Source organism: Sphaerisporangium sp. NPDC049457, assembly GCF_055586705.1.
In genome coordinates this window covers 13,756-40,717 of the sequence record NZ_JBVJHR010000036.1, presented here as the reverse complement: position 1 = coordinate 40,717, position 26,962 = coordinate 13,756, and the positions used below count along the sequence as shown (strand labels likewise).

22 protein-coding genes are annotated in these 26,962 nt (G+C 72.1%); 5 read left to right on the top strand and 17 right to left on the bottom strand.

From position 1 onward, the window contains the following. Positions 1 to 207 precede the first annotated feature (207 nt). The 7 genes from ACZ6QO_RS37020 to ACZ6QO_RS36990 all read right to left on the bottom strand — a co-directional run bounded on the left by ACZ6QO_RS37020 (position 208) and on the right by ACZ6QO_RS36990 (position 6,402). Complete coding sequence (locus tag ACZ6QO_RS37020; protein ID WP_465858052.1) at positions 208 to 798, bottom strand: hypothetical protein; 591 nt, start codon at positions 796 to 798, stop codon at positions 208 to 210. Continuing rightward, entirely contained in the window at positions 795 to 1,349 is a 555-nt protein-coding gene (locus ACZ6QO_RS37015) for a hypothetical protein (protein ID WP_465858050.1), read from the bottom strand. Before ACZ6QO_RS37015 ends, ACZ6QO_RS37020 begins: the two co-directional genes overlap by 4 nt. A gap of 246 nt (positions 1,350 to 1,595) precedes the next feature. Next, entirely contained in the window at positions 1,596 to 3,320 is a 1,725-nt protein-coding gene (locus ACZ6QO_RS37010) for an acyl-CoA carboxylase subunit beta (protein WP_465858048.1), read from the bottom strand. A gap of 14 nt (positions 3,321 to 3,334) precedes the next feature. After that, a complete protein-coding gene (locus ACZ6QO_RS37005; RefSeq protein WP_465858046.1) occupies positions 3,335 to 4,450 on the bottom strand; it encodes an SDR family NAD(P)-dependent oxidoreductase in 1,116 nt (371 codons plus the stop codon). A gap of 82 nt (positions 4,451 to 4,532) precedes the next feature. Then, positions 4,533 to 5,519 carry a helix-turn-helix transcriptional regulator gene (locus ACZ6QO_RS37000; RefSeq protein WP_465858044.1) on the bottom strand — a complete coding sequence of 329 codons (987 nt, stop codon included), beginning with the start codon at positions 5,517 to 5,519 and terminating at the stop codon, positions 4,533 to 4,535. A 132-nt stretch (positions 5,520 to 5,651) separates the two neighbouring features. Next, positions 5,652 to 6,107: a MarR family winged helix-turn-helix transcriptional regulator gene (locus ACZ6QO_RS36995; protein ID WP_465858042.1), complete on the bottom strand. Its 456-nt coding sequence runs from the start codon at positions 6,105 to 6,107 to the stop codon at positions 5,652 to 5,654. A gap of 166 nt (positions 6,108 to 6,273) precedes the next feature. Further along, positions 6,274 to 6,402, bottom strand: coding sequence for a hypothetical protein (locus ACZ6QO_RS36990; RefSeq protein WP_465858040.1), 129 nt, complete (start codon positions 6,400 to 6,402; stop codon positions 6,274 to 6,276). 236 nt (positions 6,403 to 6,638) lie between these two features. On the opposite strand from ACZ6QO_RS36990, the gene ACZ6QO_RS36985 reads away from it, so the two are divergent. After that, a complete protein-coding gene (locus ACZ6QO_RS36985) occupies positions 6,639 to 7,121 on the top strand; it encodes a MarR family winged helix-turn-helix transcriptional regulator (RefSeq protein ID WP_465858039.1) in 483 nt (160 codons plus the stop codon). Between the two features lie 40 nt (positions 7,122 to 7,161). Here ACZ6QO_RS36985 and ACZ6QO_RS36980 read toward each other — a convergent pair whose 3' ends face one another. The 3 genes from ACZ6QO_RS36980 to ACZ6QO_RS36970 form a co-directional block, all read right to left on the bottom strand. Beyond that, entirely contained in the window at positions 7,162 to 8,202 is a 1,041-nt protein-coding gene (locus tag ACZ6QO_RS36980; protein ID WP_465858038.1) for a hypothetical protein, read from the bottom strand. A gap of 501 nt (positions 8,203 to 8,703) precedes the next feature. Beyond that, positions 8,704 to 9,129, bottom strand: coding sequence for an SgcJ/EcaC family oxidoreductase (locus tag ACZ6QO_RS36975; protein WP_465858036.1), 426 nt, complete (start codon positions 9,127 to 9,129; stop codon positions 8,704 to 8,706). A gap of 27 nt (positions 9,130 to 9,156) precedes the next feature. Next, complete coding sequence (locus tag ACZ6QO_RS36970; RefSeq protein ID WP_465858035.1) at positions 9,157 to 10,341, bottom strand: acyl-CoA dehydrogenase family protein; 1,185 nt, start codon at positions 10,339 to 10,341, stop codon at positions 9,157 to 9,159. A 423-nt stretch (positions 10,342 to 10,764) separates the two neighbouring features. On the opposite strand from ACZ6QO_RS36970, the gene ACZ6QO_RS36965 reads away from it, so the two are divergent. Beyond that, the gene (locus ACZ6QO_RS36965; protein ID WP_465858034.1) at positions 10,765 to 12,384 is read left to right on the top strand and encodes a 4-hydroxyphenylacetate 3-hydroxylase family protein; all 1,620 of its coding nucleotides are present in this window, start codon (positions 10,765 to 10,767) and stop codon (positions 12,382 to 12,384) included. Between the two features lie 126 nt (positions 12,385 to 12,510). On the opposite strand, the gene ACZ6QO_RS36960 is transcribed toward ACZ6QO_RS36965, so the two are convergent. Next, the gene (locus tag ACZ6QO_RS36960) at positions 12,511 to 13,485 is read right to left on the bottom strand and encodes an ArsR/SmtB family transcription factor (RefSeq protein WP_465858032.1); all 975 of its coding nucleotides are present in this window, start codon (positions 13,483 to 13,485) and stop codon (positions 12,511 to 12,513) included. A 208-nt stretch (positions 13,486 to 13,693) separates the two neighbouring features. On the opposite strand from ACZ6QO_RS36960, the gene ACZ6QO_RS36955 reads away from it, so the two are divergent. Further along, complete coding sequence (locus ACZ6QO_RS36955; protein WP_465858030.1) at positions 13,694 to 14,533, top strand: alpha/beta fold hydrolase; 840 nt, start codon at positions 13,694 to 13,696, stop codon at positions 14,531 to 14,533. Positions 14,534 to 14,583: 50 nt separating this feature from the next. Here the strand turns inward: ACZ6QO_RS36955 and ACZ6QO_RS36950 are convergent, their stop codons facing one another. The 6 genes from ACZ6QO_RS36950 to ACZ6QO_RS36925 form a co-directional block, all read right to left on the bottom strand. Beyond that, complete coding sequence (locus ACZ6QO_RS36950) at positions 14,584 to 15,456, bottom strand: phytanoyl-CoA dioxygenase family protein (RefSeq protein ID WP_465858028.1); 873 nt, start codon at positions 15,454 to 15,456, stop codon at positions 14,584 to 14,586. Between the two features lie 85 nt (positions 15,457 to 15,541). Next, the gene (locus tag ACZ6QO_RS36945) at positions 15,542 to 15,817 is read right to left on the bottom strand and encodes a phosphopantetheine-binding protein (protein ID WP_465858026.1); all 276 of its coding nucleotides are present in this window, start codon (positions 15,815 to 15,817) and stop codon (positions 15,542 to 15,544) included. A 162-nt stretch (positions 15,818 to 15,979) separates the two neighbouring features. Further along, entirely contained in the window at positions 15,980 to 17,356 is a 1,377-nt protein-coding gene (locus ACZ6QO_RS36940; RefSeq protein ID WP_465858024.1) for a condensation domain-containing protein, read from the bottom strand. A 306-nt stretch (positions 17,357 to 17,662) separates the two neighbouring features. Then, on the bottom strand, positions 17,663 to 19,276 hold the full coding sequence (gene cmdF / locus ACZ6QO_RS36935) for a tyrosine 2,3-aminomutase (protein ID WP_465858022.1): 1,614 nt from the start codon (positions 19,274 to 19,276) through the stop codon (positions 17,663 to 17,665). After that, a complete protein-coding gene (locus tag ACZ6QO_RS36930) occupies positions 19,273 to 22,632 on the bottom strand; it encodes a non-ribosomal peptide synthetase (RefSeq protein ID WP_465858020.1) in 3,360 nt (1,119 codons plus the stop codon). The genes cmdF and ACZ6QO_RS36930 overlap by 4 nt, the downstream gene beginning before the upstream one ends. Before the next feature lie 87 nt (positions 22,633 to 22,719). Continuing rightward, a complete protein-coding gene (locus tag ACZ6QO_RS36925) occupies positions 22,720 to 24,144 on the bottom strand; it encodes an NAD(P)/FAD-dependent oxidoreductase (protein ID WP_465858018.1) in 1,425 nt (474 codons plus the stop codon). A gap of 773 nt (positions 24,145 to 24,917) precedes the next feature. On the opposite strand from ACZ6QO_RS36925, the gene ACZ6QO_RS36920 reads away from it, so the two are divergent. Beyond that, positions 24,918 to 25,670 (top strand): SDR family NAD(P)-dependent oxidoreductase, encoded by a 753-nt coding sequence (locus ACZ6QO_RS36920; protein ID WP_465858016.1) that lies wholly within the window; start codon positions 24,918 to 24,920, stop codon positions 25,668 to 25,670. 108 nt (positions 25,671 to 25,778) lie between these two features. Beyond that, positions 25,779 to 26,933: an acyl-CoA dehydrogenase family protein gene (locus ACZ6QO_RS36915; RefSeq protein ID WP_465858014.1), complete on the top strand. Its 1,155-nt coding sequence runs from the start codon at positions 25,779 to 25,781 to the stop codon at positions 26,931 to 26,933. Positions 26,934 to 26,962 lie beyond the last annotated feature (29 nt).

Below are 26,962 nucleotides of genomic sequence, written 5' to 3'. Positions count from 1 at the left end.
CGGGGGGGGGGGGGAGGGCGGGGGGGGGGGGGGGGGGGAGAGGGGAGGGGGGGGGGGGGGGGGGGGGGGGGGGGTCCGCCCCCCCCCCCCCCCCCCCCCCCCCCCCCCCGCCCTGCCGCGCGCCGCCCTGCGACACCGCGCCGTACCGCGCGCCGTCGCCCTGCCGGGTGGCGCTCCGCGGCTCCGTGCCCTCTGCCTGGTGGCGCCTCATCCGCCGGGTCCGCCGCGCGCGGGCACGGCGTCCGGCGTCGGGGACGCGGACGGGGACGCGGACGGGGACGGGGACGCGGACGCGGACGCGGACGGGGACGGGGACGCGGACGCGGACGCGGACGCGGACGGGGATCGCGTACGCGAACGCGACAGCAGCGGCCGCAGCGGCCGGGCCCAGGCGAACAGGATGACGGCCAGGCCGGCGAGCGTCAGCAGCGCGGTGAAGATCCACTCGCGGGATCCGCCCGGTCCGTAGACCCGTCCGGTCCGCCCGGTGTCGACCGCCCGGGTGTGCTCCCCGGCTCGCAGGGTCTCCCGGTCGGCGCCGTAGAGGACGATGTCGTCATGCCGGACGGCGCCGTCGTCGGAGCGGAACTCCCCGCTCCACGAGCAACTCTCGTGTCCCGGATGCGAGACGCACGAGAGCGTCTCGGCGGTGAACACCCCGGGAACGCCATCGGCCCGCGCCGCGCGAACGACCGGGCCGATGTTGGGGATGGCGAGGTACAGCAGGAACGCCCCCACGAGCGTCAGCGCCGCGGCGAAGACCGGGGAGCGTCCCTGCCTTGAACGTCCCTCCGTCATGCGCGCGCCGCGCAGGTGCAGGCCATGATGGCGCGCTCGGACGGGGAGGGGCGCAGGTGGCGGACCATGGCCACGACCATCGGGATGAAGACGATCGCGTTGTAGAACAGGTGGAGCTCCACGCGCGGCGCGATGAGCTGCACGATGCTGGTGGGCACGGGACGGCCGGCCAGGTGCCAGCCCATCTGCGCTTGGACGAGCAGCAGCAGGTGCTCGAAGTGGTGCCACACCTGGATGCCGAGCGAGATGTTCCACCACGTGCGGGCCGTGCCGGTGAACGCCTTCCTGAGGATGATGAGGCCGATGAGCATGACCAGCGCGTAGCCGTAGTGCATCCACTCGGAGGTGAAGGCAGGGGGGTACAGCGACCCGATGAGGCCCAGCGACTGCTTGGGGGGCCAGCCGAGCACCCACAGCTGGATGGCCTGGACGATGTGCTCGGCCCAGTGGGCCACCACGATGAACGCGAAGATGTTCAGCGCGATCCGGTGGTAACGGCCGTTGAGCGCGGACCCGTTCAGGGGTGCCGCCGAAACTGTCTCGGTCGCCATGCGCAAACCTCGATCCCGGGATATGACCGTGTGCCCGCCGCGCGCCCCGGCGCGTACGGGCGCTTTCCCGGCCTCGCGCGCGCGAATGCCGGGAAACGCCGAAGTCAATTGTTCCGGTCGGGCGACAGGTGATTCTTCTTCGAATTTGCTGTATTTCGCTCGCGCGCCCGCCCGAGCCCGTGAAATGGGGCGGCCATCGCGCGGCGGGCGCATCTCACCGGGACGCGCGACCGTTTTCGCGCGAATTCACAGCGGCACGTTCCCGTGTTTGCGCTGCGGCGAGGGCTTGCGCTTGTTGCGCAGCATCGCAAGGCCCCTGGCGACCGCGGCGCGGGTGTCCACCGGGTCGATGACGTCGTCGACCAGGCCGCGCTCGGCCGCGTAGTGCGGGTGCATGAGCTGCTCGGTGTACTCGCCGACCAGCTCGGCCCGCAGCTCGGCGGGGTCGGCGGCGGCGGCCAGCTCCTTGCGGAAGATGATGTTCACGGCGCCCTCCGCGCCCATGACGGCGACCTCGTTGGTCGGCCACGCCAGGGACAGGTCGGTGCCGATGGTGCGCGAGTCCATCACGATGTACGCGCCGCCGTAGGCCTTGCGCACGATGACGTGGATGCGCGGCACCGTCGCCTCGCAGTAGGCGTACAGCAGCTTGGCACCGTGCCGGATGATCCCGGCGTACTCCTGGTCGGCGCCGGGCAGGAAGCCGGGGACGTCGATCAGCGACACCAGCGGGATGCTGAAGGCGTCGCAGAACCGCACGAAGCGCGCGGCCTTCTGCGAGGCGGAGACGTCGAGCACGCCGGCCAGCACCATGGGCTGGTTGCCGACGATGCCCACCACCTCGCCGTCGATGCGGGCCAGCACGCAGATGACGTTCTGCGCCCAGTCCTCGTGCAGCTCCAGGTACTCGCCGTCGTCCACCAGCTCGGCGACGATCAGCCGCATGTCGTAGGGCTTGTTCGGCTCGACCGGGACGATCTCGGCGAGGCGGGGGCGGACGTCCGTGGTGGCGTCGCAGGGCGGCGCGCTCGGCGGGAACTCCAGGTTGTTGCCGGGGAGCAGCGAGATCAGGTAGCGCACTTCCTCAAGGCAGCTCTCCTCGTCGTCGTGCACGAACGTCGCCACGCCGGACTTCTTGCCGTGCACGTCGGCGCCGCCGAGCTCGGCGTGGGTGTACCGCTTGCCGGTCACCGCCGCGACGACGTCGGGCCCGGTGAGGTACATCTGCGCGGTGTCGCGCACCATGAACGCGAAGTCGGCGAGCGCCACGGTGTAGGCGGCGCCGCCCGCGCACGGCCCGAGGACCACGCTGATCTGGGGGATGACGCCGGACGCCTGGACGCTGCGCTGGAAGATGCCGCCGTACCCGCTGAGCGCGACCACGCCCTCCTGGATGCGGGCTCCCCCGCTGTCGATGAGGCCGATGAGCGGCGAGCCGGTGGAGATGGCCAGGTCCATCACCTTGTGGATCTTGGCCGCGTGTCCCGCGCCGAGCGAGCCGCCGAAGATCGTGAAGTCCTGGGCGTAGACGAACACCCGCCGGCCGTCGATCGTGCCGGAGCCGGTGACCACGCCGTCGGTGTGCGGCCGGCTCTCCTCCATGCGCAGGCCGTGCGCCTGGTGACGCCGGTACATGTCCAATTCGACGAACGAGCCCTCGTCCAGCAGCATCGCGATGCGCTCGCGGGCCGTTCCTTTGCCCAGGCGGTGCTGGCGCTCGACGCCCTCGCGGCGGCCGTCGACGATGCCCTGGCGCAGCCCGCCGTGCCGCTCGCGCAGCGCCTCCATCGACCGGGCCGGCTGCCCGGACGGCGTCTCCTCCGCCGGCCGGCCGCTCCGGCGCTCCTCGGCCCCGGTGGCACCGTTCGGCCGCCGGGGCACGGCGACCGGGACGAAGTCGATCTCGACGGCGGACAACGGCTCCGGCGCCGGGACGTCCAGGCTCGGGCTCGTCGCGATCTGCTCGGTCATGGCGCCCTCTCCCCTCATCGCGCGCCCGCGGACGCCAGGCTCGGCCGTTCCAGCCCAGCCTGGCGGGCCGACAGGCGGCCGTTCTCGTACAGCCAGCGCACGGTGTCGCCGACCGTCTCGGCGATCGGCCGGGGGCTGACGCCGAAGGCGCCGGCGTGGTCGGCCACCCGCGTGGCGCAGGCGCATGTGTAGATGGCTCCGTACTCGGCGGGGATGTGCCAGGGCCACACCCGCTGGATCAGGCCGGCGAGCACGCCCACCGGGAGCATCGCGCCGGCGGGCAGGAAGGCCGCCGGCAGCGCGCGCCCGGTGACCTCGCGCAGCACGTCCATGTACCGCCGGGTGGACAGATAGTGTCCCGGCCCGAAATGGCGGCCGGGCGCGCCCGCTCCGCCGGCGGCGGGTTCAGGTTCCCGGCCGGGCACGGCGCCCTCGCCCGGGCTGGAGCGCAGCGCCCGGTCCGGCGCGGCCACCAGGGCGGCGTGCAGCGCGGCGGTGTCGCGGACGTCGCCCACCGGGAAGCCGCCCAGCGGCCACAGGGGCGTCAGCCCGCGCAGCACCGCGCGCACCCGCGAGACCTGGTCGCCCATGTTGGGGTCGTGCGGGCCGAGCAGCGCGGGCGGATAGGTGATCGCCACCGGCGCCCCCTCGTCCTGGTGCCGGCGCGCCACCGTCTCGGCCGCCGCCTTGCTGGCCATGTAGGTCTCGCGGGGACGGCCGACGGGCGAGCCGGCGTCCACGAAGCGGCCGGGTGCTGGGAACAGCGCGACGACGCTGGACACGTGGACGATCAGGCCCGCGCCGGCGCGGCGCGCGGCGTCCAGCACGATCTGCGTACCGCGCTCATTGACCTGCCGCATCCGCGCGTGGAGCCTGCTGTCGAAGGAGTACACCGAAGCGGCGTGCAGCACGGCGTCGGCGCCGCGCACGGCCCTCGCCACGGAGGCGACGTCGGTGACGTCGCCGGTGACGGTCTCGACGGCGTCGCGGCCGAGGTGGAAGGGCGCCAGCGCGGGGGCGGCCTTCGCGGGGTCGCGGACCAGCATGCGGACGCGGTGGCCGTCGCGGACCAGCGCCGCGACAGAATGGGCTCCGACGAATCCCGTGCCCCCGGTGACGCAAACCAGCATCAGACCATCTCCTCTGATTCACACCAGTCAAAAGCTTGTAAGCGGCCTCTGTCATCTCCGAGTGTGCGCGGGGCGCCCGCGGTCAGATCCAGCCCTCTTCTTTGGCGCGCAATGCGGCCTGGAAACGATTGACGGCGCCGAGCCGCGCCATGAGATCGGCGACATAACGGCGATAAGTGCGGACGGAGACGTCGATTTCGCGCGCCGCGATCTCGTCCTTGTCCGCCGTCGCCATGACGGCGAGGACCTGACGTTCCAGATCGGAAAGAAGCGGCGCGTCCGAGCTCGGCTCGGTGTATTCCTTGAAATCGGTGGCGCCGTCCCATACGCCGTCGAAATAGGTGACGAGCTGCGAGACCAGGCCGGGCTCCTTCACCAGCAGGGCGCCGCGGGCGCTCTCCTTGGGATGGATGGGCACCACCGCGATGCTGCGGTCGAAGATCAGCATGCGGTCGAAGGGATCTTCGGTGATGTGGACCTGGCCGCCGAGGCTCGTCAGCTCGCGCAGGTACGCCACCATGTTGGGGTCGTCGAGCGCCTTGGGATGGTAGACGGCCTTCACCGCCAGGCCGCGGCGCAGCGAGCGGGTGTCCAGCGGCAGCGCCGTCTCGATGGCGCCCCGCGACAGCGGCCCGCCCGGGTGCAGGCACAGGGTCTCCTTGTAGGAGAAGAAGCCCAGGTCGTCCAGCCGCTGGCGCACGCGGTCCAGGCCCTCGACCCGCTCGATGTCGAGCATGGAGTTGGCGTTCTCGCCGTGCTGCTGGTCCTCGACGAGCGAGGCGATGGCGTCCCGCGCGCCGAGCACGCGCCGGATCTCGGAGTTGAGCTCGTTGAGGCGTTGCTCGATGAGGCGCTCGATGCCGATGCGCGGCTCGGTGGCCATGACGCGGTGCCGGTCGGTGAGGTCGAGCAGGGACAGTCGATCGAGGGTGTCGACGGCGGCCTCGATGGTGTCGGGGTCCAGGTCGAGCGCCTGCCTGATCGAGCCGATGCCGTCGCCACGGTGTCGCAGGAAGTACCGGTAGATCTCCAGTGCGTCCGCGGGAACACCGATGACGGAAATGTCCATGGCTCGCCTCCTGGCCATGTACCTCACTCAGGGGGGATCAGGGCCCTTCGCCCCGTGCCCGGCTCCATGGATTCGTATACATACCAACTATCAGGGATCTAGATAGTCTGCGTTTCTCGCATATTGCTCTGCTCAGCCGCCACGGGTGAGCCGGCCGAGGATACGGGTCAGGGCGTCGCGATCCTGGGGTCCCAGGGGGCCGAGCACCCGCTCGTGGACCTCGGCGGTCAGCGGGTGCAGCACGTCCGTCAGGAGCGTCCGTCCGGCGTCGGTGAGCTCGATGGCGTAGGCGCGCCGGTCGGCCCGGTCGCGGCCGCGCGCGACCAGGCCCCGCTGCTCCAGCAGGTCGATGACGTGCACCATCGTCGAGCGGTCGACGGCGAGCCGCCGGCCGATCTCCTGCTGGGACAGCGGTCCGGCCGATTCCAGCACGACGAGCACGCCGTAGTCGCGCCAGCGCAGGTCGTCGCCCCTGAGCGCCTCCTCCAGCCGCTGCGTGAGCTCACGGGCCACGTCGTTGAGCAGCCAGCCGACGGACTCGGCGAGCGTCCGCGCCGCCGGCGCGGACTCGCGCCCGTTCCCACCCATGACCCCCGGCCTTCCCGCGTCCGCCGATCGCCTTCAGGCCCGGCCGGTCGCCTTCACCCGGCCGGCAGCCTTCGGGTCCGGGCCGGTCGGCCCGCACGGCCGCCGATCGACGCTCCGGGCCGCCGATCGGCTTTCCGCGACGAGGATCGGCATTCCGCGTCGACGATCAGCATTCCGGCTCCTCGGCCGCCTGCGCGGCCTCCCACGCCGTGACGATCTCGCGGACCTCGTCCCAGATATCGCGTATCTGGTCCCACGTGGTCCCGGCGTCGGGGACGGCTGGTCTGTCGGACATGAGGACCTCCCTCACCACCGATCGGCGAACCTCTGGCCGACACCCTCACTCGCCCCTCACTGGATAGTATTTTGACAGATCATCAGCAACACCGTCAATCAGTGCCACTGACGATCGCATTCGTGACCGTCGGTTGCGCCGCCCATCTCAGCGTGTGACACTCGTGCCAGACGGAGCCGTGCTTAATGTGCGGCATGCCGCACATTTCGGGACAGGTGACACCGAAAGGCACGTCTGTGAGCGCTGATTCTTCGAATTCCCACATACCTTCGCCGGAGTTCGCCCCCGGCTCCACCGGCATCCTGCTCGGCAAGGCCGGCGACCTGTTCGACGAGCTCCTGGAAGCGGCTGTGGAGCCGTTCGGCCTGCGCTCGAAGGACGTCATCGTGCTCACGGCCATCGACTCGGTGGGCCCGCAGTCCCAGCAGCAGCTCGCCCGCACGCACGGCATCGACCGCACCACCATGGTCAGCGTCGTGGACGGCCTGGAGCGCATGGGCCTGGTGCAGCGTGCCCGCAACCCCGATGACCGGCGCAAGTACGCCATCGGCCTGACCAGCGAGGGACAGGCGCTGCTGCGCCACAAGCTCGGCCCCGCCATGCTGAACGCCCTGGACACCTTCCTCGCCCCGTTCACCCTCGACGAGCGCGAGATGTTCGGCGAGTTCCTGTGGCGCCTCGTCCACGACCGCCGCGAAACCCCCCGAACCCACCCCTAGCCCACTTCGCCGAGCCGGGCGCCGTACGACGGACTTCGGGTCAGGGGACCGGGCAGGGGAGCGTGGTGCCGGGGGGGACGGTGCGGTAGCACGCGGCGCCGGGGCATACCACCTTCACCGCTTCGCCGGCCTCTCCCAGTGTGACCACGACGGGCTCGTGCCCGAACCGGCGGCAGGCGATGTCGGCCCAGCTCGGCGTCTCGTCCTCGGGGCCGGGCGGGTCGAACGCCGAGGCGTCGGCGTCCAGCGCGGACCACTCCAGATAGGCCAGGTAGTCGACCTCGCGGTGCCATACGGTGAGCCGGCGCAGCGAGTCGGCGGTCGACAGGGTGTTCCACGGCTGGGCGCGCGCGGCCAGCGCCCGCAGGAACGCCTCGGAGACCGCCTCGCCGACCGTGCGCGCGGCCGCGGTCGCGATCGTGGTGCCCTCGGCGCACACGCCCACCACGGCGATCTGGAAGTCCGGGCCGGGCAGCGCGAACGCCGACACCCGGAGCCCCAGGGCGGCCGCCGCCTCGGCTGCGCCCTCGGGGATCATCTCGGCCAGGTGCTGAGAGACCCGCAGCAGCGGCATGCGCGGGCTCGCCCACCAGCGCGTGACCATGTCGTGCGCCAGCAGGTCGGCGATCGCGCCCGACACGCCGTCGTCGCCGTCGCCGATCACGCCCACCGCGGTGGGCTCCACCCGGCAGTCCCGGTCGCCCATCCACACGACCTCCGCCGGGAGCATGTACCGCTCGCGGCTCAGCAGGCCGGTGCCCGCGACGCGCGCGAAGCGGCCGGCGGGCGGGTCCGGCATGAACTCCGACAGGCACAGGTCCCTGTGGTCGTCCGGCGCGCAGGGCCGGGCGACCCCGTCCGGCAGCCGGTGCAGCGCGTCCAGGGACGCGGCCCGCGTCTTGGCCCTGCCGAGCGCCGTCTCGGCGGAGAAGTGCCCCACGACGGCGACCACTCCGGACTCGGGACGGTGGGCGTAGGCCAGGTACACCTCACCGCCAAGGCACTCGGCGACCTCGTCGAGGCACTCCGGCGGGGGTGGTGCGGAGATCGTCGGCCGCAAGCCGTCGGGCGTGGGCACCATCGTCAACTCCTCGCGACGGATCTGCGGACCGCCGAAGACCCCATGGGAGGCCCCATGGAAGGCCTCTCCACCCGTGGCCGGACGCCGCCGGCGCAGGGTCGTCGCCACCGACCGAGCCGTGATCCGGGCTTCCCCGGCATCCGGCGCCCCGGCACGCGTCGCGGATCGGACGAGGGGCTGACACGACTCCCATGGAACATGGCCGACAAAGCGCACGTCAACGCGGTGCGGCCCATCCAGCAACGTGGAAGAAGACCCGCAGGGCGATACACACCCGGCGGGCCGTCAAGCCGTCCGGCCGGAGAACCGCCGGCCGGCGGCGCGGCCGGCCCCGGTCATCCGGGTTATCAGCCGGGCCGGGGGACGTTCCCGCCGGGGCTGGGGACGGCGGCGGGTGGGAACGGCGGCGGGTGGGAACGCCGATGGGACCGGCCGGGCGGTCGCGCGGTTTCGCGCGGAGTACGCCTGGCACGGCCCCTGGGAGGCGATGCGGCTCGCCGGTCAGGCGGTCCCGAGAGGGCTGTTCTGGTAGGCGGCGAGCTTCCACTCGCCCTCGTGCCGGGCGACGACCCAGGTGGCGCGGACGGCGCGGTCGGGGTGCACCTTGTTCTCGCCCGGGGCGAGCACGCCGCCCTGGGTGATCACCAGGGCGGTGTCGGCGTTCAGGAACCGCATGTCGATGGGCAGGCCGGTGACCTGGGTGCCCTTGTAGGGGCCGGCGAAGGCCCCGGTCATGAAGTTCTCGATGTCCGCCGTGCCCTTGCTGTACGCGCCCGGGAGGATCATGGTGCCGTCCGGGGTGAAGACCTCGGCGAAGGCCTTGGCGTTGTGGCTCGCCCACGCCGCGACGATGCGGCTCGGGACGGAGACGACGGCGGCCCGGTCGGTGTCGGTTATGGCGGGGGCGTCGGTGCTGGTGATGGTCATGTCAGGGCCCTTCTGTCGTCTCTGCCGTCAGATGTAGAGCGTGTTGGGCTCAAGACCGCAGAGGATCCGGCCGTAAAGCTCGGCGTTGGTGTTCGGGTGCATCAGAGCGTGCAGGTTGGCGGCGTGGACGTCACGGCTGATCCGCTGGATCGGCACGTTGCTGTAGATGGACGACCCGCCGCTCGCCGCGGCGAAGATGTCCACGGCCTCCTTGGCCAGCTTGACCACCGCGCCCATGTCGGCGCGGGCCAGCGCGCGCTCCTCGATCGTCCACTCCGCGCCGGCGGCGCCCTTGCTGTCGACGAGCGTCGCCAGCCGGTGGGCGTGGAACTCGGCCTCGTCGATCTTCATGACGCCCTCGGCGACCTGGAGGTGGGTCAGCGGCGCTTCGGCCTGGCTGTCGTACCCGGTGTAGGTGATCTTGCGGCCGGGCAGCCGGTCGAGGAAGGTCTCCTTGGCGGCCCTGGCCAGGCCGATCAGCGTGCCGACCGAGGACGCCGAGGCGACCGGGAGCAGCGGCGAGCTGTAGATCGGGCGGCCCGCGACGTCCGGCGACGCCGCCTGGCCCTGCAGCACCAGGGGCAGGGGGAGCACGCGGTCGTCGGGGATGAACAGGTCCTGGGCGATCGTGGTGACGCTGCCGGTGCCCTTCAGGCCCGAGGTGTGCCAGTCGTCGACGATCGTCAGGTCGGAGATCGGCACGACGATGGCGATCGGCATGGGCTCGCCCTCGCCGCCGATCTGGATGGCGACGAGAACCTGGTAGTGGGCGTGCAGGGCGCCGCTGATGAAGCCCCACTTGCCGTTGACGATGACGCCGCCGTCGACCTTGGCGGCCATGCCGGTCGGGCTCAGCGTCCCGCAGACGCGCACGTCGGGGGTGGCGAACACCTCGTCCAGGACGTGCTCGGGGAACATGCTCGCCATCCACGTCGGGATCCAGTACACCGACGCGACCCAGGAGGTGGAACCGTCGGCCCTGCCGAGCTCGGAGGCGACGTCGACCAGGGTGCGCGTGTCGGACTCGTAGCCGCCGTAGCGGGCGGGCACCCGCATCTTGAAGACGCCCGCCTCCGCCAGGGCCTCGATGGACTCCTCGTGGATGCGGCGGTTCTCCTCCGCCCAGGCCGCGTGCCCGCGCAGGAGCGGCACCAGTTCGGACGCGCGACGGACGAGCTCGTCCCGCGTCGGAACGTCGGTCGTCAGCACCATATCCTCCTAGATAAGTCCGGCGAGAAAAGGCGGGACCGGCAGGCGCGCCGGCTGGCCCGAATTCGCATGTGGCCGGAACGCCGGCCGCCGATGCTCACCATCCGACGGTCGCACCGGCCGTTCCGATAACGCATCTTCTGAAGTGCCGAACGCCCATTTCTCAGGCCGTGGACCGCAATGTGAGAGATGTGCCGGGTCAATGCCGGATGTGAACATTAAGCTCCGCGACAGGCTTCCGGTGTGCCCGCCCGTCACCGTCGCCGAGCGGAACGTGTCGCCGGTGACACCACGGCTGCGGCCTGCCTCCGGCACGCGCGTGCGACAGCGGACTTTTCTTCGGGCGTGTCCTTTCCCGGGGCGTGCTTTCCCGGCACGTCTCCTGGACGGCCGGCTCGACGGCTACCGATTCATCGAGGAGTTGAGGTGCACGTAGAGGAAAGAAGTCCGGCGCCCGCCGACACGGCCCCCGCCAACGGCGCCAACGGCGCGGCCGCCGAGCGGCCGAAGACGCGCCCGTTGACCGGCGACGAGTACATCGAGAGCCTGCGCGACGACCGCGAGATCTACCTGTACGGCGAGCGCGTGAAGGACGTCACCTCGCACCCGGCGTTCCACAATCCCATCAGGATGACGGCGCGCCTGTACGACGCGCTGCACGACCCCGACAAGCGGGACGTCCTGACCAAGCCGACCGACACGGGAAGCGACGGCTACACCCACCGGTTCTTCACGACGCCGCACAGCGTGGAGGACCTGGTCGCCGACCAGCAGGCCATCGCCGAATGGGCGCGGATGAGCTACGGCTGGATGGGACGCAGCCCCGACTACAAGGCGTCCTTCCTCGGCACGCTCGGCGCCAACGCCGACTTCTACGAGCCCTTCGCCGACAACGCCAGGCGCTGGTACAAGGAGTCGCAGGAGAAGGTCCTGTACTGGAACCACGCGATCGTCCACCCGCCGGTCGACCGCAACCGGCCGCCGGACGAGGTCGCCGACGTGTTCGTGCACGTGGAGAAGGAGACCGACGCGGGGCTCGTGGTCAGCGGCGCCAAGGTCGTGGCCACCGGGTCGGCGCTCACCCACTACAACTTCATCGCCCACTACGGGCTGCCCATCAAGGACAAGAAGTTCGCGCTGGTCGCCACCATCCCCATGGACGCCAAGGGCATGAAGCTCATCTGCCGGCCGTCCTACTCCACCACCGCCACGGTGATGGGGACGCCGTTCGACTACCCGCTCTCCTCGCGGCTGGACGAGAACGACACCATCCTGGTGCTGGACAAGGTGCTCATCCCGTGGGAGAACGTCTTCGTCTACGGCAACCTCGGCAAGGCGCTGCTGTTCACCGGACGCTCGGGCTTCTTCGAGCGCTTCACGTTCCACGGTTGCACACGACTGGCCGTGAAGCTGGAGTTCATCGCCGGGCTGCTCGTCAAGGCCACCGAGATGACCGGCACCAAGGACTTCCGCGGCGTGCAGACCCGCATCGGCGAGGTCCTCGCGTGGCGCAACCTGTTCTGGGCGTTCTCCGACGCCGCGGCGCGCAACCCCGTGGAATGGAAGGACGGCGCGCTGCTGCCCAACCCCGCGTACGGGCTGGCCTACCGGTGGTTCATGCAGACCGGCTACCCGCGGATCAAGGAGATCATCCAGCAGGACATCGCCAGCGGGCTGATCTACATCAACTCCAGCTCCGAGGACTTCAAGAACCCCGACATCCGGCCGTACCTGGACAAGTACGTCCGCGGGTCGGACGGCAGCGACGCGGTCGAGCGCATCAAGGTCATGAAGCTGCTGTGGGACGCCATCGGCACCGAGTTCGGCGGCCGGCACGAGCTGTACGAGCGCAACTACGCCGGCAACCACGAGAACACCCGGGTCGAGCTGCTGAACGCCCAGCTGGTGGGCGGCGAGGTGGACGGCTACAAGGCCTTCGTCGACCAGTGCCTCAGCGAGTACGACCTGGACGGCTGGACGGTCCCCGACCTGTCCTCCTTCGACCACCTCCGCCGCATGGGCAACGGCAACACCCTCAACCCCTGATCCGCACGTCCCCGGGGCCGCACCCGGCCCCGGGGGCGGTGACAGGTCACCGGTCGCCGCCTTCCCCGGACCGCCGCGTCGGCACCCTCCCGGACCGCCGCGTCGGCCGCCTTGCGGACCGCCGTGTCAGCCGTCTTGCGAGGTGGAGAGGCCCAGCAGGTGGGCCGCTCGCTCGGTGCGCAGGTGGAGTGCCGTACGGCCCCTGCGCTGTGTCGACACCAGGCCCGCCCCGCGCAGCGTGCCCAGATGCTGCGACACCGCGCTCGGGGTGACGCCCAGGCGGGCGGCCAGGGCCCCGGTCGTCGAAGGTTCGGCCAAGGCGGCCAGGATCCGCGTCCTGGTGTGGCCCAGCAGCGGGACCAGGCCCGTCAGCGTCGGCGGGGCCGGCTCCCAGAGCAGGCCGACGCCCACCGCTGGGTAGCGGATCGACGCGGCGGCGACCGGGGACTTGTCGACGCCCACGTTCGGCCAGTTGAAGACGGTGGGCAGCAGGACCAGGCCGTGCCCGGCGGTGTCCACCGTCCAGACGGAGTGCGGCGTGCGCCGGCCGTGCACCACCAGCTGGCCGCCGTCCCAGGCGACGTCCCGGTGCAGCTCGGCGAACAGCGCCTGCACCCCGCCGTCCACCAGGGTGAGCGCCCGCCGCCCGATGTCGGCCTCCATCACCGCGCGCATCCGGGCCCAGTGCGGAGCGATCAGCAGCTCGTGGCAGCGGTGGAGCGCCTCGGCCAGCCGTGGCAGTACCGCGGCCGGCTCGGGGGCGTCCTCGGCCGGCACGCTCGTGACCGCGCCGTACTCCTGCCGGAAGAAGCCCTCTTCTGTGGCCCGCAGCACGTCCAGTTCGGCCGCCATCGTGGGCAGCCGCTCACCCGGAACCGGGAGCAGGAACGACGGCAGCGGGCCGGCGATGAGCGCGCGCAGCAGCGGCAGCTCGCGCTCGCCCGCCACCAGCGGGCGCCCCCGTCGTACCCAGGGCCGGTGCACCGCGTGCCCGCCGGCGCCGAGCAGGACGCGCAGCGCCAGCACCGTCTCGCCCAGCGGTGAGATGGCGAACCGCACCTTCGCGACCGACGCCGCGGTGAACCTGATCTCGACCGACATCCGCCCCCATCACCCGGCCCGCCGACCGCCCTCGGCACGAAGCCCGCCGCCGACCGCCCTCGGCACGAAATCCGCCGCCGACCATCCTGTCGTCACGGAGCCCTTCGCGGGCCACGCCCGTCATGTGCTCCGTCCGCGTTCCAGGCCCATTATGTAGCCCTCGCTAAACGATGGCCGAAAAGTGCCATCGTCCCTCAGGCTGCCGCGCATGGAGTTCTTCACCTCGTACGACGGCGCCAAGCTCGCCTACCACGTGTCCGGCGACGGCTCGCCGGTGGTCTGTCTGCCCGGCGGGCCCATGCGGGCCTCCGCCTACCTCGGCGACCTCGGCGGCCTCTCCGCGCACCGGCGGTTGATCATGCTGGATCCACGGGGCGCCGGCGGATCGGCGGTGCCGCGGGACGCGGACTCGTACCGCTGTGACCGGCTCGTCGACGACGTCGAGGCCCTGCGCGAGCACCTCGGCCTGGACCGGATGGACCTGCTCGCCCACTCCGCGGGCACGAATCTGGGCACGCTCTACGCCGCCCGCCATCCGGAGCGGGTCGGCAGGCTCGCGCTGATCACCCCGAGCGTCATGGCCGTGGGCGTCACGATCACCGAGGACGTCCGGCGGGCGACCGCCCGGCTGCGCGAGGGCGAGCCGTGGTTCCCCGCGGCGTTCGCGGCCCTGGAGGCGGTCATGGCCGGGCGGGCCACCGGCGACGCCTTCCGGGCCATCGCGCCGTTCTGGTACGGCCGCTGGGACGAGGCGGCACGGGCGCACGACGCCGCCGGGGACGAGCAGCGGAACGACGAGGCCGCGGCCGCCTTCGGCTCGGCGGGCGCCTTCGACCCGGAGACCACCCGCGCCGCGCTCACCCGCTTCACCTCGCCGGTCCTGGTCCTCGCCGGTGAGGTCGACCTGAACTCTCCTCCCGCGGCGATGACCGAGCTCGCCGGGCTGTTCCCCAGGGCCGAACTCGCCGTCCAGCCGCGAGCCGGGCACTTCCCGTGGCTCGACGACGCCGAGCGGTTCGTGGCCGCCACCGCGGCGTTCCTGCGATAGGGACACCCGCGGCGGCGGTCGGCGGGGCAGTGGGGGGCAGCGGGGCGCGGTCAGACGCGGGCGACGGGGGCGAGGGGGACGCCGGGGACGGTGTCGCCTTCGAGGACGACGTAGGGGTCCTCCATCTCGTACCAGCCGAGGCCGGGCGGGCAGCGGTCGTAGCCGAGCAGGCGCCGCACCTCCTCCGGGTAGGCCAGCACGGCCTCCTTGGGCACCGCGAGGTACTGGTTCTCCTCCTGGCGCAGGTTGCCCAGGTCCAGCGCGATGGTCATCCCGGTGCGCGGGGTGTCGGTGTCGTTGCGGCCGCCGCCGTGGTAGACGCCGCCCAGCCAGATCAGGCCGGACCCGGCCGCCATCTCGGTGGGGAACGCCTCGTCCGCCTCGGGGGCGCGCTCGTCGTCCCAGTGGTGGCTGCCGGGGATCACCATGGTGCCGCCGTTGGCCGCGGTGAACTCGCTCAGGGCGAGCATGAGCTGCACCCGGCTGGTCGGCCCCGGGTGGCGGCGCAGGTGCAGCGCGTCGTCCCGGTGCAGGGGCTGCTTGCCCTGCCCGGAGTGCAGTTGGATGAGCTGGGTGCCGCTGATCTGGATCGTCGGGGTCATCTCGACCCGCGACTTGCCGACCCACATCGGCACCGGCTTTTGCATGATCGCCCGCGCGGCCCCCAGGTACAGCGGCTGGGTGACGACGGGCGTGAGGTGCGCGGTGCGCGCGAACAGCGACGACACCCGGCGGGTGCGCTTGCCGTTGTACCAGTCCTGGCTGTACTCGCACGCGTCGAGAGCCGGTCCGAAGTCGTCCCACAGCGCCGCCAGTGTGGCGGCGTCGGCGAAGTCCTCGACGATGACGGCGCCGTCGCGCTCCAGGATCTCGACGACCTCACCGAGGTCGGCATCGGGTCGCACCCGGGTCAGGCCCGCCATCGCAGACCACCTTTCCTGATGAGAGTTGTCCTCGCGCCCGCGCGCGGGCCGCGCGCGGGCGACGCCGATGACCGGCCCACAGTGGTCACACCCGCGTGGGGTCGCCGGCCTTGGCGACGACGCTGCGGACGAAACCAGTCAGGTTCGGGTCTTCCTCGAAGATGTCGCCGACCTCGATGAAGATGCCGAGCTCTCCCTCGACGCGCGACACCAGCCGGTTGGCGGCCATGGACTCGCCGTTCAGCTCGAAGAAGGTCTCGGTCTCGTGGCCCTCCGGCACCTGGAGGACGGACCTCCAGATGTCCTCGACCTTCTTCTCGATCTCGGCGATGGTGTGCTTCCCTGTGCCCTCAGTGCTCATTGGGTGTCCTCTCACTTGCCCGGCGAGCCTTCGCGATCGCTCGCCGGCTCTGTTCGCTGGTCTGTCAGGTCCTCGGTCCGTCTGATCCTCGGTCCGTCACGTTCTCGGGTCCGTCACGTTTCGGGGCTGTCACGTTCTGGGGCTGTCCGCGTCGTTCGCCGGTCAGGTCCACCGCACCGGGGCATCGGGGGCGGTGACCGCGTCCGCCACCACCTGGTGGAACTCCGACGCCATGCGGGTGATCGTGCTCTTGTCGAACAGGTTGCTGTTGAACCCGAGGGTTCCGACGATGTCGCCCGAGGAGTCGATCTCCAGGTGCCACATCGCGCCGTCCGGGATGTCCCCGCCCACGGGCTGGGACAGCAGCCGCCGGCGGATCTCGGAGTAGGCGAGGCCGCCCGCCGACTCCGCCTCGCCGGCCAGCGGCGACCGGAAGACCTGGAAGGCGCACACGGCGCGGTCGTCGGCGATCGAGGGGAGCATCAGCTCCGGCGCCTCTTCCAGCACCTGGGCGAACGGGATGTCGTGGCCGTACGCCGCGATGCAGGTGGCCCGGGTGCGCTCGACGACCTGGCGGAAGGTGTCGCAGCCGGCTAGGTCGATGCGGAGCGGGACGAAGTTGAAGAAGGACCCGACCGTGTCCATGAAGCGCGGCTGGGCGCGCCCGGAGGTGAAGGTCGGCACGACGATGTCGGTGACGCCCGTCATCTTGCGCAGCAGCGTGGTGTAGGCGGCCAGCAGCACCATGAACGGCGAACTGCGCATGCCGCGGCCGATGTCGAACACCCCGGAGGTCAGCTCGGCGGGGATCCAGAAACGGTGCCAGGCGGTGGCCTTCGGCAGGCCGGCCGAGCGCAGGTGGTCGGTGGGCGTCGCCAGGATGCGCGCGTCACGCAGGTTGTCGCGCCAGAACGCGCGCTTGCGCGCCGACGCGTCGCCGGAGGCGCTCTCCTGCTCCCAGCGCGCGTACTCGCGGTACTGGCACACCTCGGGCAGCTCCACCTGGTGGCCGTCGCGCAGCGCGTAGCAGGCGACCAGGTCGCGCATGATCAGGCGCATGGACCACTCGTCGGCCGCGGTGTGGTGGGCGATCAGCACGAGCACCGCGTCGTCGTCGTCGAACCGGCCGAGGACCGCCCGCAGCAGGGGCAGCTCCCCGATGCCGTACGCGCCCGCCTCCAGCTCGATGAGCAGCTGCTCGGCGCGCAGCTCGCGCGCGTCGGGGGCGACGCCGGTGAAGTCGTGCACCAGCAGCGCCGCGGGGGTCGCAGGGAGGACCTCCTGATACCTGGTCTCGGCGGTCCGGACGATGAGCGTGCGCAGCGACTCGTGGCGCGTCACCACGTCGTCCAGGGCGTCCTGCAGCGTCGCGACGTCGACGGCCCCGGTCAGCCGCCAGCCGCAGACGATGTTGTACTTGGGCCCGAACGGACCCTCCTCGTCGCCCTTGTCGAAATTGCAGAGGAATTCCTGGTTGAAGGAGAGCGGAATCCGATCGGCCGGGCCGGCCGGCGCGTGCGGTGCCACGGAAATCGTCATGATGCGGAAGGTCCTCCTTCGGGTCTGCGCGAGTCGACGCCGGCGCCGACGGGCCCGCGCGGAATTCCGTAACGCGCAGGAGAATTCATCGGGCCGCCCGGGGAGGAGAATGGTCGCGCGGCCATATCGATAAACTCTATCCACCCCGGGCCGGGTCACTGTTCTTCTGTATTGCTGTGTTCACGCGGCCTCGCCGTGCTCACACGGTCACCTGTGCTCACCCGGTGACCGTGCTCACGCGGCGACGCCGTGCTCACGCGCGCGGCGAGCGGGCGCGGGCGGCCCCGCTCGCGCGCGCCGCGCGGTTCAGCGCAGTTCGACGTTCACGCTCGCGGGGGCCGCGAGGAACTCCCCGCGGGAGACCGCGGCCGCCACCAGCTCGATGTCGTCGGACATGAACCGGTCGGCGTCCAGGGTCGGCACCAGCGAGCGCACCAGGCCGTAGGTCGCCTTGCCGGCCGGGCTGAGCTCGTCGTACCTGCCGGAGACGTCCACCGCCTGGGCCGCGGCGAGGAACTCCACGGCCAGGATGCGGTTGTTGTTGGACAGCACCCTGCGGGCGTTGCGCGCCGCGATGAGGCCCATGCTGACGACGTCCTGGTTGTCGCCGTTGGACGGGACGCTCTGGGTGCTGGCCGGGCCGATGGTCCTGTTCTCGGCCACCAGCGCCGTGGCCGGGTACTGCGCGCCGGCGAACCCGCTGTTCAGGCCGGGGTCGCCCTTGACGAGGAACTCCGGCAGCCCGTCGCTGAGGTGCCGGTTGAGCAGCCGGTTGGTGCGGCGCTCGGAGAACACGCCGAGCTGGGTGAGCGCGATGGTCACGTAGTCCATCGCGAACGCGATCGGCTGGCCGTGGAAGTTGGCGCCGTGGAAGATCTCCTGCCCCTCGAAGAACAGGGGGTTGTCGTTGGAGGAGTTCAGCTCGATGCGCAGCTTGTCGACCGCGTGGTACAGGGTGTCGCGGACGGCGCCGACGACCTGCGGGATGGCGCGGAGGGTGTAGGCCTTCTGGATGTAGACCTCGGTGCGGTCGACGCCGTTGCCGGCCCGCTGCTCCTGCGCCTGCCGCCGCAGCTCGGCGTGCTCCAGGGTGAGGCCGCTCCCCCGCATCAGCGCGCGCATGTTCGCGGCGGTGTCCATCTGGCCCTGGTGCGGGCGGGCGATGTCGTGGCCCTCGGCCAGGAACGGGCTGGTCGACCCGCGGAGCGTCTCGACGACCAGCGCCGTGACGATCTCGGCCTGCCGTACCTGCTCGACGGCGCGGCCGACGACCAGCGAGCCCAGTCCGGTCATCCCGGAGGTGCCGTTGATCAGCGACAGGCCCTCCTTGAAGCGCAGCTGCAGCGGCTCGATGCCCTGCTCGCGCAGGACCGTCGCCGTCTCCACGCGCTTGCCCTCGCGCAGCACGTACCCCTCGCCGATCAGCGTGGTCGCGATGTGCGCCAGCGTCGCCAGGTCGCCGCTGGCGCCCAGCGAGCCGATCTCGGGGATGGCCGGGGTGATGCCGAGGTTCAGGTACAGCGCCAGCCGCTCCAGCAGCTCGGGCCGCACCGCCGAGTACCCGCGGGCCAGGGCGTTCAGCCGGGCGGCGAGGATCGCCCTGGCCTCGTCCTCGGCGAACAGCGGGCCCACGCCGGCGCTGTGGCTGCGCACCAGGTTGGTCTGGAGCTCCACCTCCTTGGAGGTGTCGACCAGCATGTAGATCATCTCGCCGTAGCCGGTGGTCACGCCGTAGACGGGAATGCCCTGCCGGACGGTGTCCTCGAACATGCGCCGGCTGGTGGCGGCCCTGGCCAGCGCCGCGGGGGCGATGGTGACCGTCGCCCAATCCTCGGCCACCCGCCGGACGTCGGCGATTTCCAGGCTCTCGCCGTCGAAATCAACGGACAGTTCGGTTTCCACCAGAGTCACGTTTCTCACCCCATCATGGTTTGGGTAACTGCTTCTTTCGGTACGGCTCGCGCCTCGATGAGAGCGGCCATGCCGGCCGGCGTCGGGTCGGCGAAGAATCGCGCGATCGGGACCGCCGTTCCGAAACGCCCGCGAATCCGATCGAGCAATCGGGGGATCAGCAGGGAGTGCCCGCCGGCCGCGAAGAAGGTCGTGTCCGGCTCGACGCGCCGGCCGCCGAGCACCTCGGACCAGACGCCGGCCACCTCGTCGGCGAGCGGGCCGGGCGACGGCCCGCCGGGGCGGGCCGTGAAGGGGGCCGGACGCGGCAGCGCGTTGCGGTCCACCTTCCCGCCGGCGTTGCGCGGGAGCGCGTCCAGGGTCTTGAACGACACCGGCGGCATCGCCTTCCCGAACCGGAGCCGTAGCGCCGCCCGCCACACCTCCGGACCTCCGGCGTCCTGCGTCGTCTCCGGTCCTCCGGCGGCGGTGCTCGTCTCCGGTTCGCCGGAGGGCCGCGTGCGGGGGACGACGTAGCCGACCAGGCGGGTGACCAGGCCGTCGCGGCCGGGCACCGCGACGACGGCGCACCCGGCCACCGAAGGGTGGGCGGCCAGCGCGGCCTCGATGTCGGTGAGCTCCAGCCGGACGCCGTTGAACTTCACCTGCGCGTCTCCGCGCCCGATGAACTCCAGGGCCCCGTCCCACCGCCTGCGGCCGAGGTCGCCGGTCCGATAACCGGGGCGGTCCTCGTCGAAACCGGCGAGCGGCCGGAACGGCGCGCGTTCACCGGACGCGGCGCCGACGTACCCGGGGGTGACGTACGGACCGCGGATGACGATCTGGCCGGTGACCCCGGCCGGGCACGGCCGGTCGAGGTCGTCCAGCACCAGGACCTGCCGCCCGGGGATGGACCGCCCGATCGGCGCGACGCCGTGCACCGGGCCGGTGATCTCGTGCCAGGTGGCGAGGATCGTCTCGGTGGGGCCGTACAGGTTGACCAGCCGCGCCCACGGCAGCGTGGCGCGCACCGCGCCGGCCACCTCGCCCGCCAGCGGCTCGCCGGCCAGCAGCAGATGCGCGAGCGCGCCCAGGCGCCCGCGTCCGCCCTGGTCGCCGATGGCGGTGATGAGCTGCCTGGCGAAGCTGGGCACGGTCTGGAAGTGCGTGACGCGCTCCGCGGCGAGCCAGCCGGCCATCCGGTCGGGGTTCGCCCGGGTCCGGTCGGGGACGGGGCACAACGTCGCGCCGGCGGTGAGCGCCGCGAACATCTCGACCAGGCTCGCGTCGTACCCGGGCGCGGCCCACTGCGCGACCCGGGAGCCGGGGCCGATGCCGAACTCCGCGGCGAACCAGGTGACGAACTGCGCCAGCGCGGCGTGCGTCTGCGGGATGCCCTTCGGCCTGCCGGTCGACCCGGAGGTGTAGGCGACATAGGCCCGCCGCTCACCCGGGCCCGCACCCGCACCCGCGCCGCCGCCCGCATCCGCGCCGTCGCCCGCGCCCGCGCCCGGGGAAGGCGTACTCGCGGCCGGGGGCAGGGCGGCCAGGTCGACGACGTGGCCGTCCAGTTCGCGCCGGTACCAGCCGGCGAGCTCGTCGTCCGGGTCGCCGTCCAGCACCAGGCGGGCCGGGGCGAGGTCGGCGAGCACCGCCTTGCCGCGCTCGCCGGTGTCGCCCGTGCCGAGGCACACCAGGTACGCGCCGGCGTCGAGCACGCCGAGCAGCGCGGCGACCTGACGCGGGCCCTGCGGCACGCGCACCGCCACCGGCAGCCCCGCGACGCCGTCTCCCGCGCGGAGCGCGGCGGTGAGCGGCGCGGCGAGTTCCTCGATCCGCCGGTAGGTGACCTCGGCGCCGTCCCAGGCCACCGCCACGTCGTCCGGGCGGTCGCGCGCCGTCAGGTGGACAAGTTCATGCACGGCGCGGACGGGGGCCGCGGCGGCGATCCGGTCGGCGTCGCGCACCGCCGCGGCGAGCCGCGCGGGCTCCTCCAGCGGGAGCGCGTCGATGGGCAGGTCGGGCTCGCGCAGGGCGGCGGTCAGCAGCGTGCGGAGCTGGCCGAGCAGCAGCCGCGCGGACTCCCGGTCGAACAGGCTCGCGCGGTACTCCAGGCAGCCCTGGAGCGAGGGCGAGGCGCGGTCCACGATCAGGGCCAGGTCGGTCCTGGCCGAGCCGCCGGCCGGGACGGACCGGACGGCCGTTCCCGTCAGCGCCAGTTCCGGGTCCGGCAGCTCGCGCCAGACGAGCATGACGTCGCCCAGGGGGACGCGGTAGGGGTCCCGCTCCGGGTTGAGCGCCCGGACCAGCTCGTCGAACGGCAGCTCGCGGTGCTCGTGCGCCTTCCGGGCCAGCCGCGCCGCTCCACGGAGCACCTGGCGGAAGGACGGCGCGCCGGACAGGGCGCCGCGCAGCACCAGCAGGTTGGCACAGGGGCCGACGACCCGCTCGAAACCGGGCGGGCGCGCGTCGGCCGTGACCGCGATCAGGGGCCGGTCCTCGTGCGCGTACCGGCCGAACAGGCACTGCGACGCCGCGAGCAGCACGGCGAACGGCGTCGTCCCCTCCGCGCGGGCGAGCGCGGCCAGGTCACGCGCCGGCTCCGGGCCCCAGTCGAAGCGGATGGAGTCCCCCTCGGCGGACGGCCCCGCGGGACGCGGCCGATCCACCGGCAGCGCCGGGCTCGCCGGCGCCGCCGCCGGGCCGTCCGAGGGGGCCGAGGTGTCCGGGGCGCGGAGGGTGGCGATCCGGTCGTCGCGCAGGCGGGTGAACTCGGGGATGGACTCGCGCTCGCGCTGCCTCGCCGCGAAGTCGGCGTACTGGAGGCCGGGCGGGGGCAGTGCCGCGCCCGGCGGGCGGCCGGCCGCCGCGTCGGCGTAGCAGGCCGAGAGCTCCTCGGCCAGCAGGGTGAGAGAGCGGTCGTCGGCCACCGCCTGATGCAGCACCATGACCAGGGCGTACTCCCCCGGCGCCAGCCGGGCGGCCGCGAGCCGGGCGAGGGGCCCGGCGGCGAGGTCGAAGGGAGCGGCGACCTGCCCGGCGCACCACCGCAGCGCCGCCGCGCTCTGCTGTGGGACGGAACCGGTCAAGCCGGTCAGGTCGGTGGTGAGGGTGAGGTCCGGCGGCGGGTGGGGGGCGATCCGCTGGACGGGGCGCCCGTCGTGGTCCTCCAGGGTCGTCCTGAGGATCTCGTGCCGGGCGGCCACCGCGCGCCAGGCCGCGTCCAGCGCCACGAGGTCGAGCTCTCCGGTCACCCGGTAGGCCCGGTGCACATGGTGCGCGGGCGAGCCGGGGACCAGCCTGTCGAGGTACCACGCCCCGTCCTGCGCCCGGGACGTCACCGCCCGCCGGGCGCCCGGGCCGCGGGCGGGAGATGCCTCAGTCACTCGTGATCCCTTCGAGGTTCGGCCGCCGTGCGGAGATCCCCGGCGGCCGGTCCCATCGCGTCGTCCCCGGGGCGGGACGCCGTTCCTTCAGGAGGTCGTGACCTTGCGCTTGCCGGCTCCTGGCACCTTCGCGATCTCCCGGGTGGTGACCAGCGGCCCGGGCGTCTTCGACAGGCCGAGCGCGGCCAGCACCACGCGGAGCAGGAACTTCGGCTTCATGAGCGTCTTCGGGTGCTCCACCTGGCCGGCGACGCGCATGTACCCGGCGGTGACCCGGCTGTCGCGGGAGGCGGCGGTCTGCACCAGCGCCATGAACGCCTGCTCCAGCTTCAGGCTCAGCGGGCGCTCGCCCTCCACGCCGGGGAAGCCGAGGTCGACGTTGTGGGTCATCTGCCACGGCGGGTCGATGACGTTGCGGGCGAGGTCGCGGAAGTAGTCCAGCGGCTGCGGGGCGGCGCCGCTGTGCAGGTGCTCGCGGATGGTGAGCGCCGACAGGGCGGCGACGGTCATCCCGCCCGCGTACACCGGGTTGAAGGTGGTGACGGCGTCGCCGACGACGAGCAGGCCGTCGGGGAAGCGGTCCATGTCCTCGTAGCGGCGGCGCAGCGTCGTCGGGAAGCTGAACCGCACGGGGTCCTCCAGCGGCTCGGCCTGGACGATCGCCTCGTAGATCTCCGGGATGCCGAGCGAGCGGATGAACTCGAACAGCCCTTCCTGGTCGGTGGGCGGGTGGTCGCCGAGGATGCCGTAGGTCGTCATCTCGGCCCGGTCACCGTCGGTCTTGGCGAACAGGATGCCGCGGGGCGAGGCGGGGTAGGCCACGCCGTTGATGGACAGGTCGCCCTTGTAGGGGTCGTTGGTCAGCTTGTAGTGCTGGGTGACGTAGCCGAGGCCGATCTTCTTGCGGTCCTCCTTGACCCGGGGGTAGCCGAGGTCCTCCAGCCAGATGGGAGTGCGGGAGCCGCGGCCGGTGGCGTCGACGACCAGGTCGGCCTCGACGACCTCGACGCCCGTGCCGCCGTCGAGGTTCTGCACCCGCACGCCGACGATCTTGCGGCGGTCGGGGGTGGCCTCCAGGCCGAGGATGTCGTGCCGCTCGAGGAACGAGACGTTGCCGAGCGCGTGCGTCCGCCGGCGGACGTGGTACTCCAGCATCGGACGGCTCGCGCCCACGCAGAGCATGTCGGCGGCCTGCTGCTTCAGCCGCTTGCCGCGGACGTACCAGCGCACGGTGCCGGCCAGGTCGCCTTTGGGCACGCCGTCGGCGAACAGCTCCTCGGTGATCCCGGGGTACATGCTCTCGATGGCGCGCTGGCCGCGGGTCAGCAGGCCGCTGATGTGGCGTCCTTGCGGGCACCCGCGCCGGGGCTCCTTCACATCGACCAGCAGGTCGCGGTCGACTATGACGACCTCGTCGTAGGCGTCGGCGAGAACTCGTGCCGCGAACAGGCCCCCAAGGCTGCCGCCGAGCACCACCGCGCGGGTATTGGCGTCGTTGCCCATCGTGGTCATCTCCTCGAATTTCCGTATTTGATCCGGCATCGTCGTTACGGCTGTCGGCCGGCCGGTGACGTACCGGCCCTTGCTGCCTGGTGACCGCCCACGCCGGCCGCGTTCCGCGCCGGCCGCCCGCACGACGCGCGGCCGTGGGACCCGCCGGCGGCGTGAGGTCGCGGCGTCTCCGGCCGCGCGAACGGCCGGCCGCGAATATCCCGCCACGAAATCCGCCGGGGATTCCGCCGCGCCTTTTCCGGCGCACGATGGGGCAGGCGACGGCCGGGGGTGGGAGTCGAAGAACGTTATGGTGTCGCCCGGGCCGCGGGATTCCGGGGCCGATGCGCAGGCCGGGAATGGGCGTACGGCCCGGCGCTGATTCCGCCCGGCCCATGACGGAGGGGAATCCGCCCGGCTCGTGACGGCATGCCGATGGCGATGCTAGCCACGGGTACGAGGCACGGCAGGCTCCTTCCTTGACCCTGCGGCGGGGGAAACGGTCCATCCGCCGGTCAGCACCGCTACATCGTCACGCCCGATCGCGCGGCGTCGCATCTCTCGAAATGCTGTGCTGCGCCGCGGGAGCGGTACCCGAGTTGGTGGCGGGAAAGGCGGGTCCAGCGGCAATTCGGCGCGCACCGCCACCGCCGTCCCCTATTCATCGCCCATTGCCGGGAACCCGCGCGGCGGCCGCCGGAAAGTCGCCCGGTAAGCGGCGGGGAACCGCAGGAAATGCCGGAAAAGCAATTCTGGAGATGTGCCGGAAGCGGCGCGGATGTGACCCTGACCGCATGGCCGAGTTCACAGGTAAGACGGTATTGATCACCGGTGGCGGCAGCGGCATGGGCCTCGCCACCGCGCAGCGGCTCCTGGAGGCGGGTGCCGGCGTCGTGCTCGCCGGACGCAGCGAGGACCGCCTGGAGGCCGCGGCGAAGGACCTCGACGCGGGCGACCGCGTGCTGACCGTCCCCACCGACGTCTCCAGCACCGGGGACCTCGACCGCCTGGTGTCGCGGATACGGGAACGCTTCGACGGCCTGGACGGCGTCTTCGCCAACGCGGGCGTCGCCGGGTTCGCCCGCAGCGGCGACGTCACCGAGGACGACTTCGACGCCCTGATCGGCATCAACCTCAAGGGCGTCTACTTCACCGTCCAGAAGTCACTGCCGATCCTGCGGGACGGCGGCTCCGTGGTGCTCAACGGATCCTGGCTGACCCACCGCGGACTGGCCTTCACCTCGGTCTACGCCGCCGCCAAGGCCGCCGTCGTCAACCTGGCCCGTACGCTGGCGCCCGATCTCGGCACGCGCGGGATCCGGGTGAACGCCATCAGCCCCGGCTACATCGTGACGGAGATGTTCGAGGCGATCTCCACCACCGAGGAGGCGAAGGAGGAGTGCCGCAGCCACGTGGCGCTCGGCCGGCTCGGCACGGCGTCCGACATCGCCGACGCCGCCTGCTTCCTGCTCTCCTCGCGGGCCTCGTACATCACCGGTCAGGAGCTCGTCGTGGACGGCGGCCTGACCACCTCCGTCCCCCTCTGACCGGGTCAGGAGAAGGCCGCCGGGGCTCCCCCCCAGCCCGGGCGGCCTTCTTCTGACCCTTCCGCTTTTCACCGCCCTCGCCGCCGTGCCACCGAACGAGGAGGACCAGTGATCGACTTCCGGTTGGACGAAGAGTACGAAGCCCTGCGCAAGACGGTCGAGGAGTTCGCCCACGAGGAGGTCGCCCCGGTCATCGGCGGGTTCTACCAGCGCGAGGAGTTCCCCTACGCCCTGGTCGCCAAGATGGGCCGCATGGGGCTGTTCGGCCTGCCGTTCTCCGAGGAGTACGGGGGCGCCGGCGGGGACTACCTCGCCCTGTGCCTGGCCCTGGAGGAGCTGGCCAGGGTCGACTCCTCGGTGGCGATCGCCCTGTCCGCCGGGGTCTCGCTGGGCGCGATGCCGCTCTACCGCTTCGGCTCGCGCGAGCAGAAGGAACGGTGGCTGCCCTCCCTGTGCGCCGGCGAGGCGCTGGCCGCGTTCGGCCTCACCGAGCCGGGCGGCGGCACCGACGCCGGGGCGACGCGCACCCGCGCCAGGGTGGACGGCGACCACTGGGTGATCGACGGCAGCAAGTCGTTCATCACCAACTCGGGCACCGACATCACCCGCCTGGTGACGGTCACCGCGGTCACCGGGACGCGCGACGGCGGCCGCAAGGAGATCTCGGCGATCATCGTCCCGTCCGGGACGCCCGGCTTCACGGTCGCGCCGAAGTACTCCAAGGTCGGCTGGTGCGCCTCCGACACCCACGAGCTGGGCTTCGCCGACTGCCGGGTGCCGGTGGAGAACCTCCTCGGCGAGCGCGGCCGCGGCTACGCGCAGTTCCTGTCGATCCTGGACGAGAGCCGTCTCGCCCTCTCGGCGGTGAGCGTCGGGCTCGCCCAGGGCTGCGTGGACGAGTGCGTCCGGTACGTCCGCGAGCGCGAGGCGTTCGGCCGCAAGATCGGCGAGTACCAGGCGATCCAGTTCAAGATCGCCGACATGGAGGCGCGCACGCACACCGCCCGGCTCGCCTACTACCAGGCCGCGTCCAAGCTCCTGCGCGGCGAGCCGTTCAAGAAGGAGGCCTCGATCGCCAAGCTGGTGGCCTCGAACGCCGCCATGGACAACTCGCGCGAGGCGACGCAGATCTTCGGCGGCTACGGCTTCATGAACGACTTCCCCGTCGCGCGGTTCTACCGCGACGCCAAGATCCTGGAGATCGGCGAGGGCACCAGCGAGGTGCAGCGCATGCTGATAGCCCGCCACCTCGGCCTGTCCTGACGTGCGTCCGCCCCTCCCCCGCCGGCCCG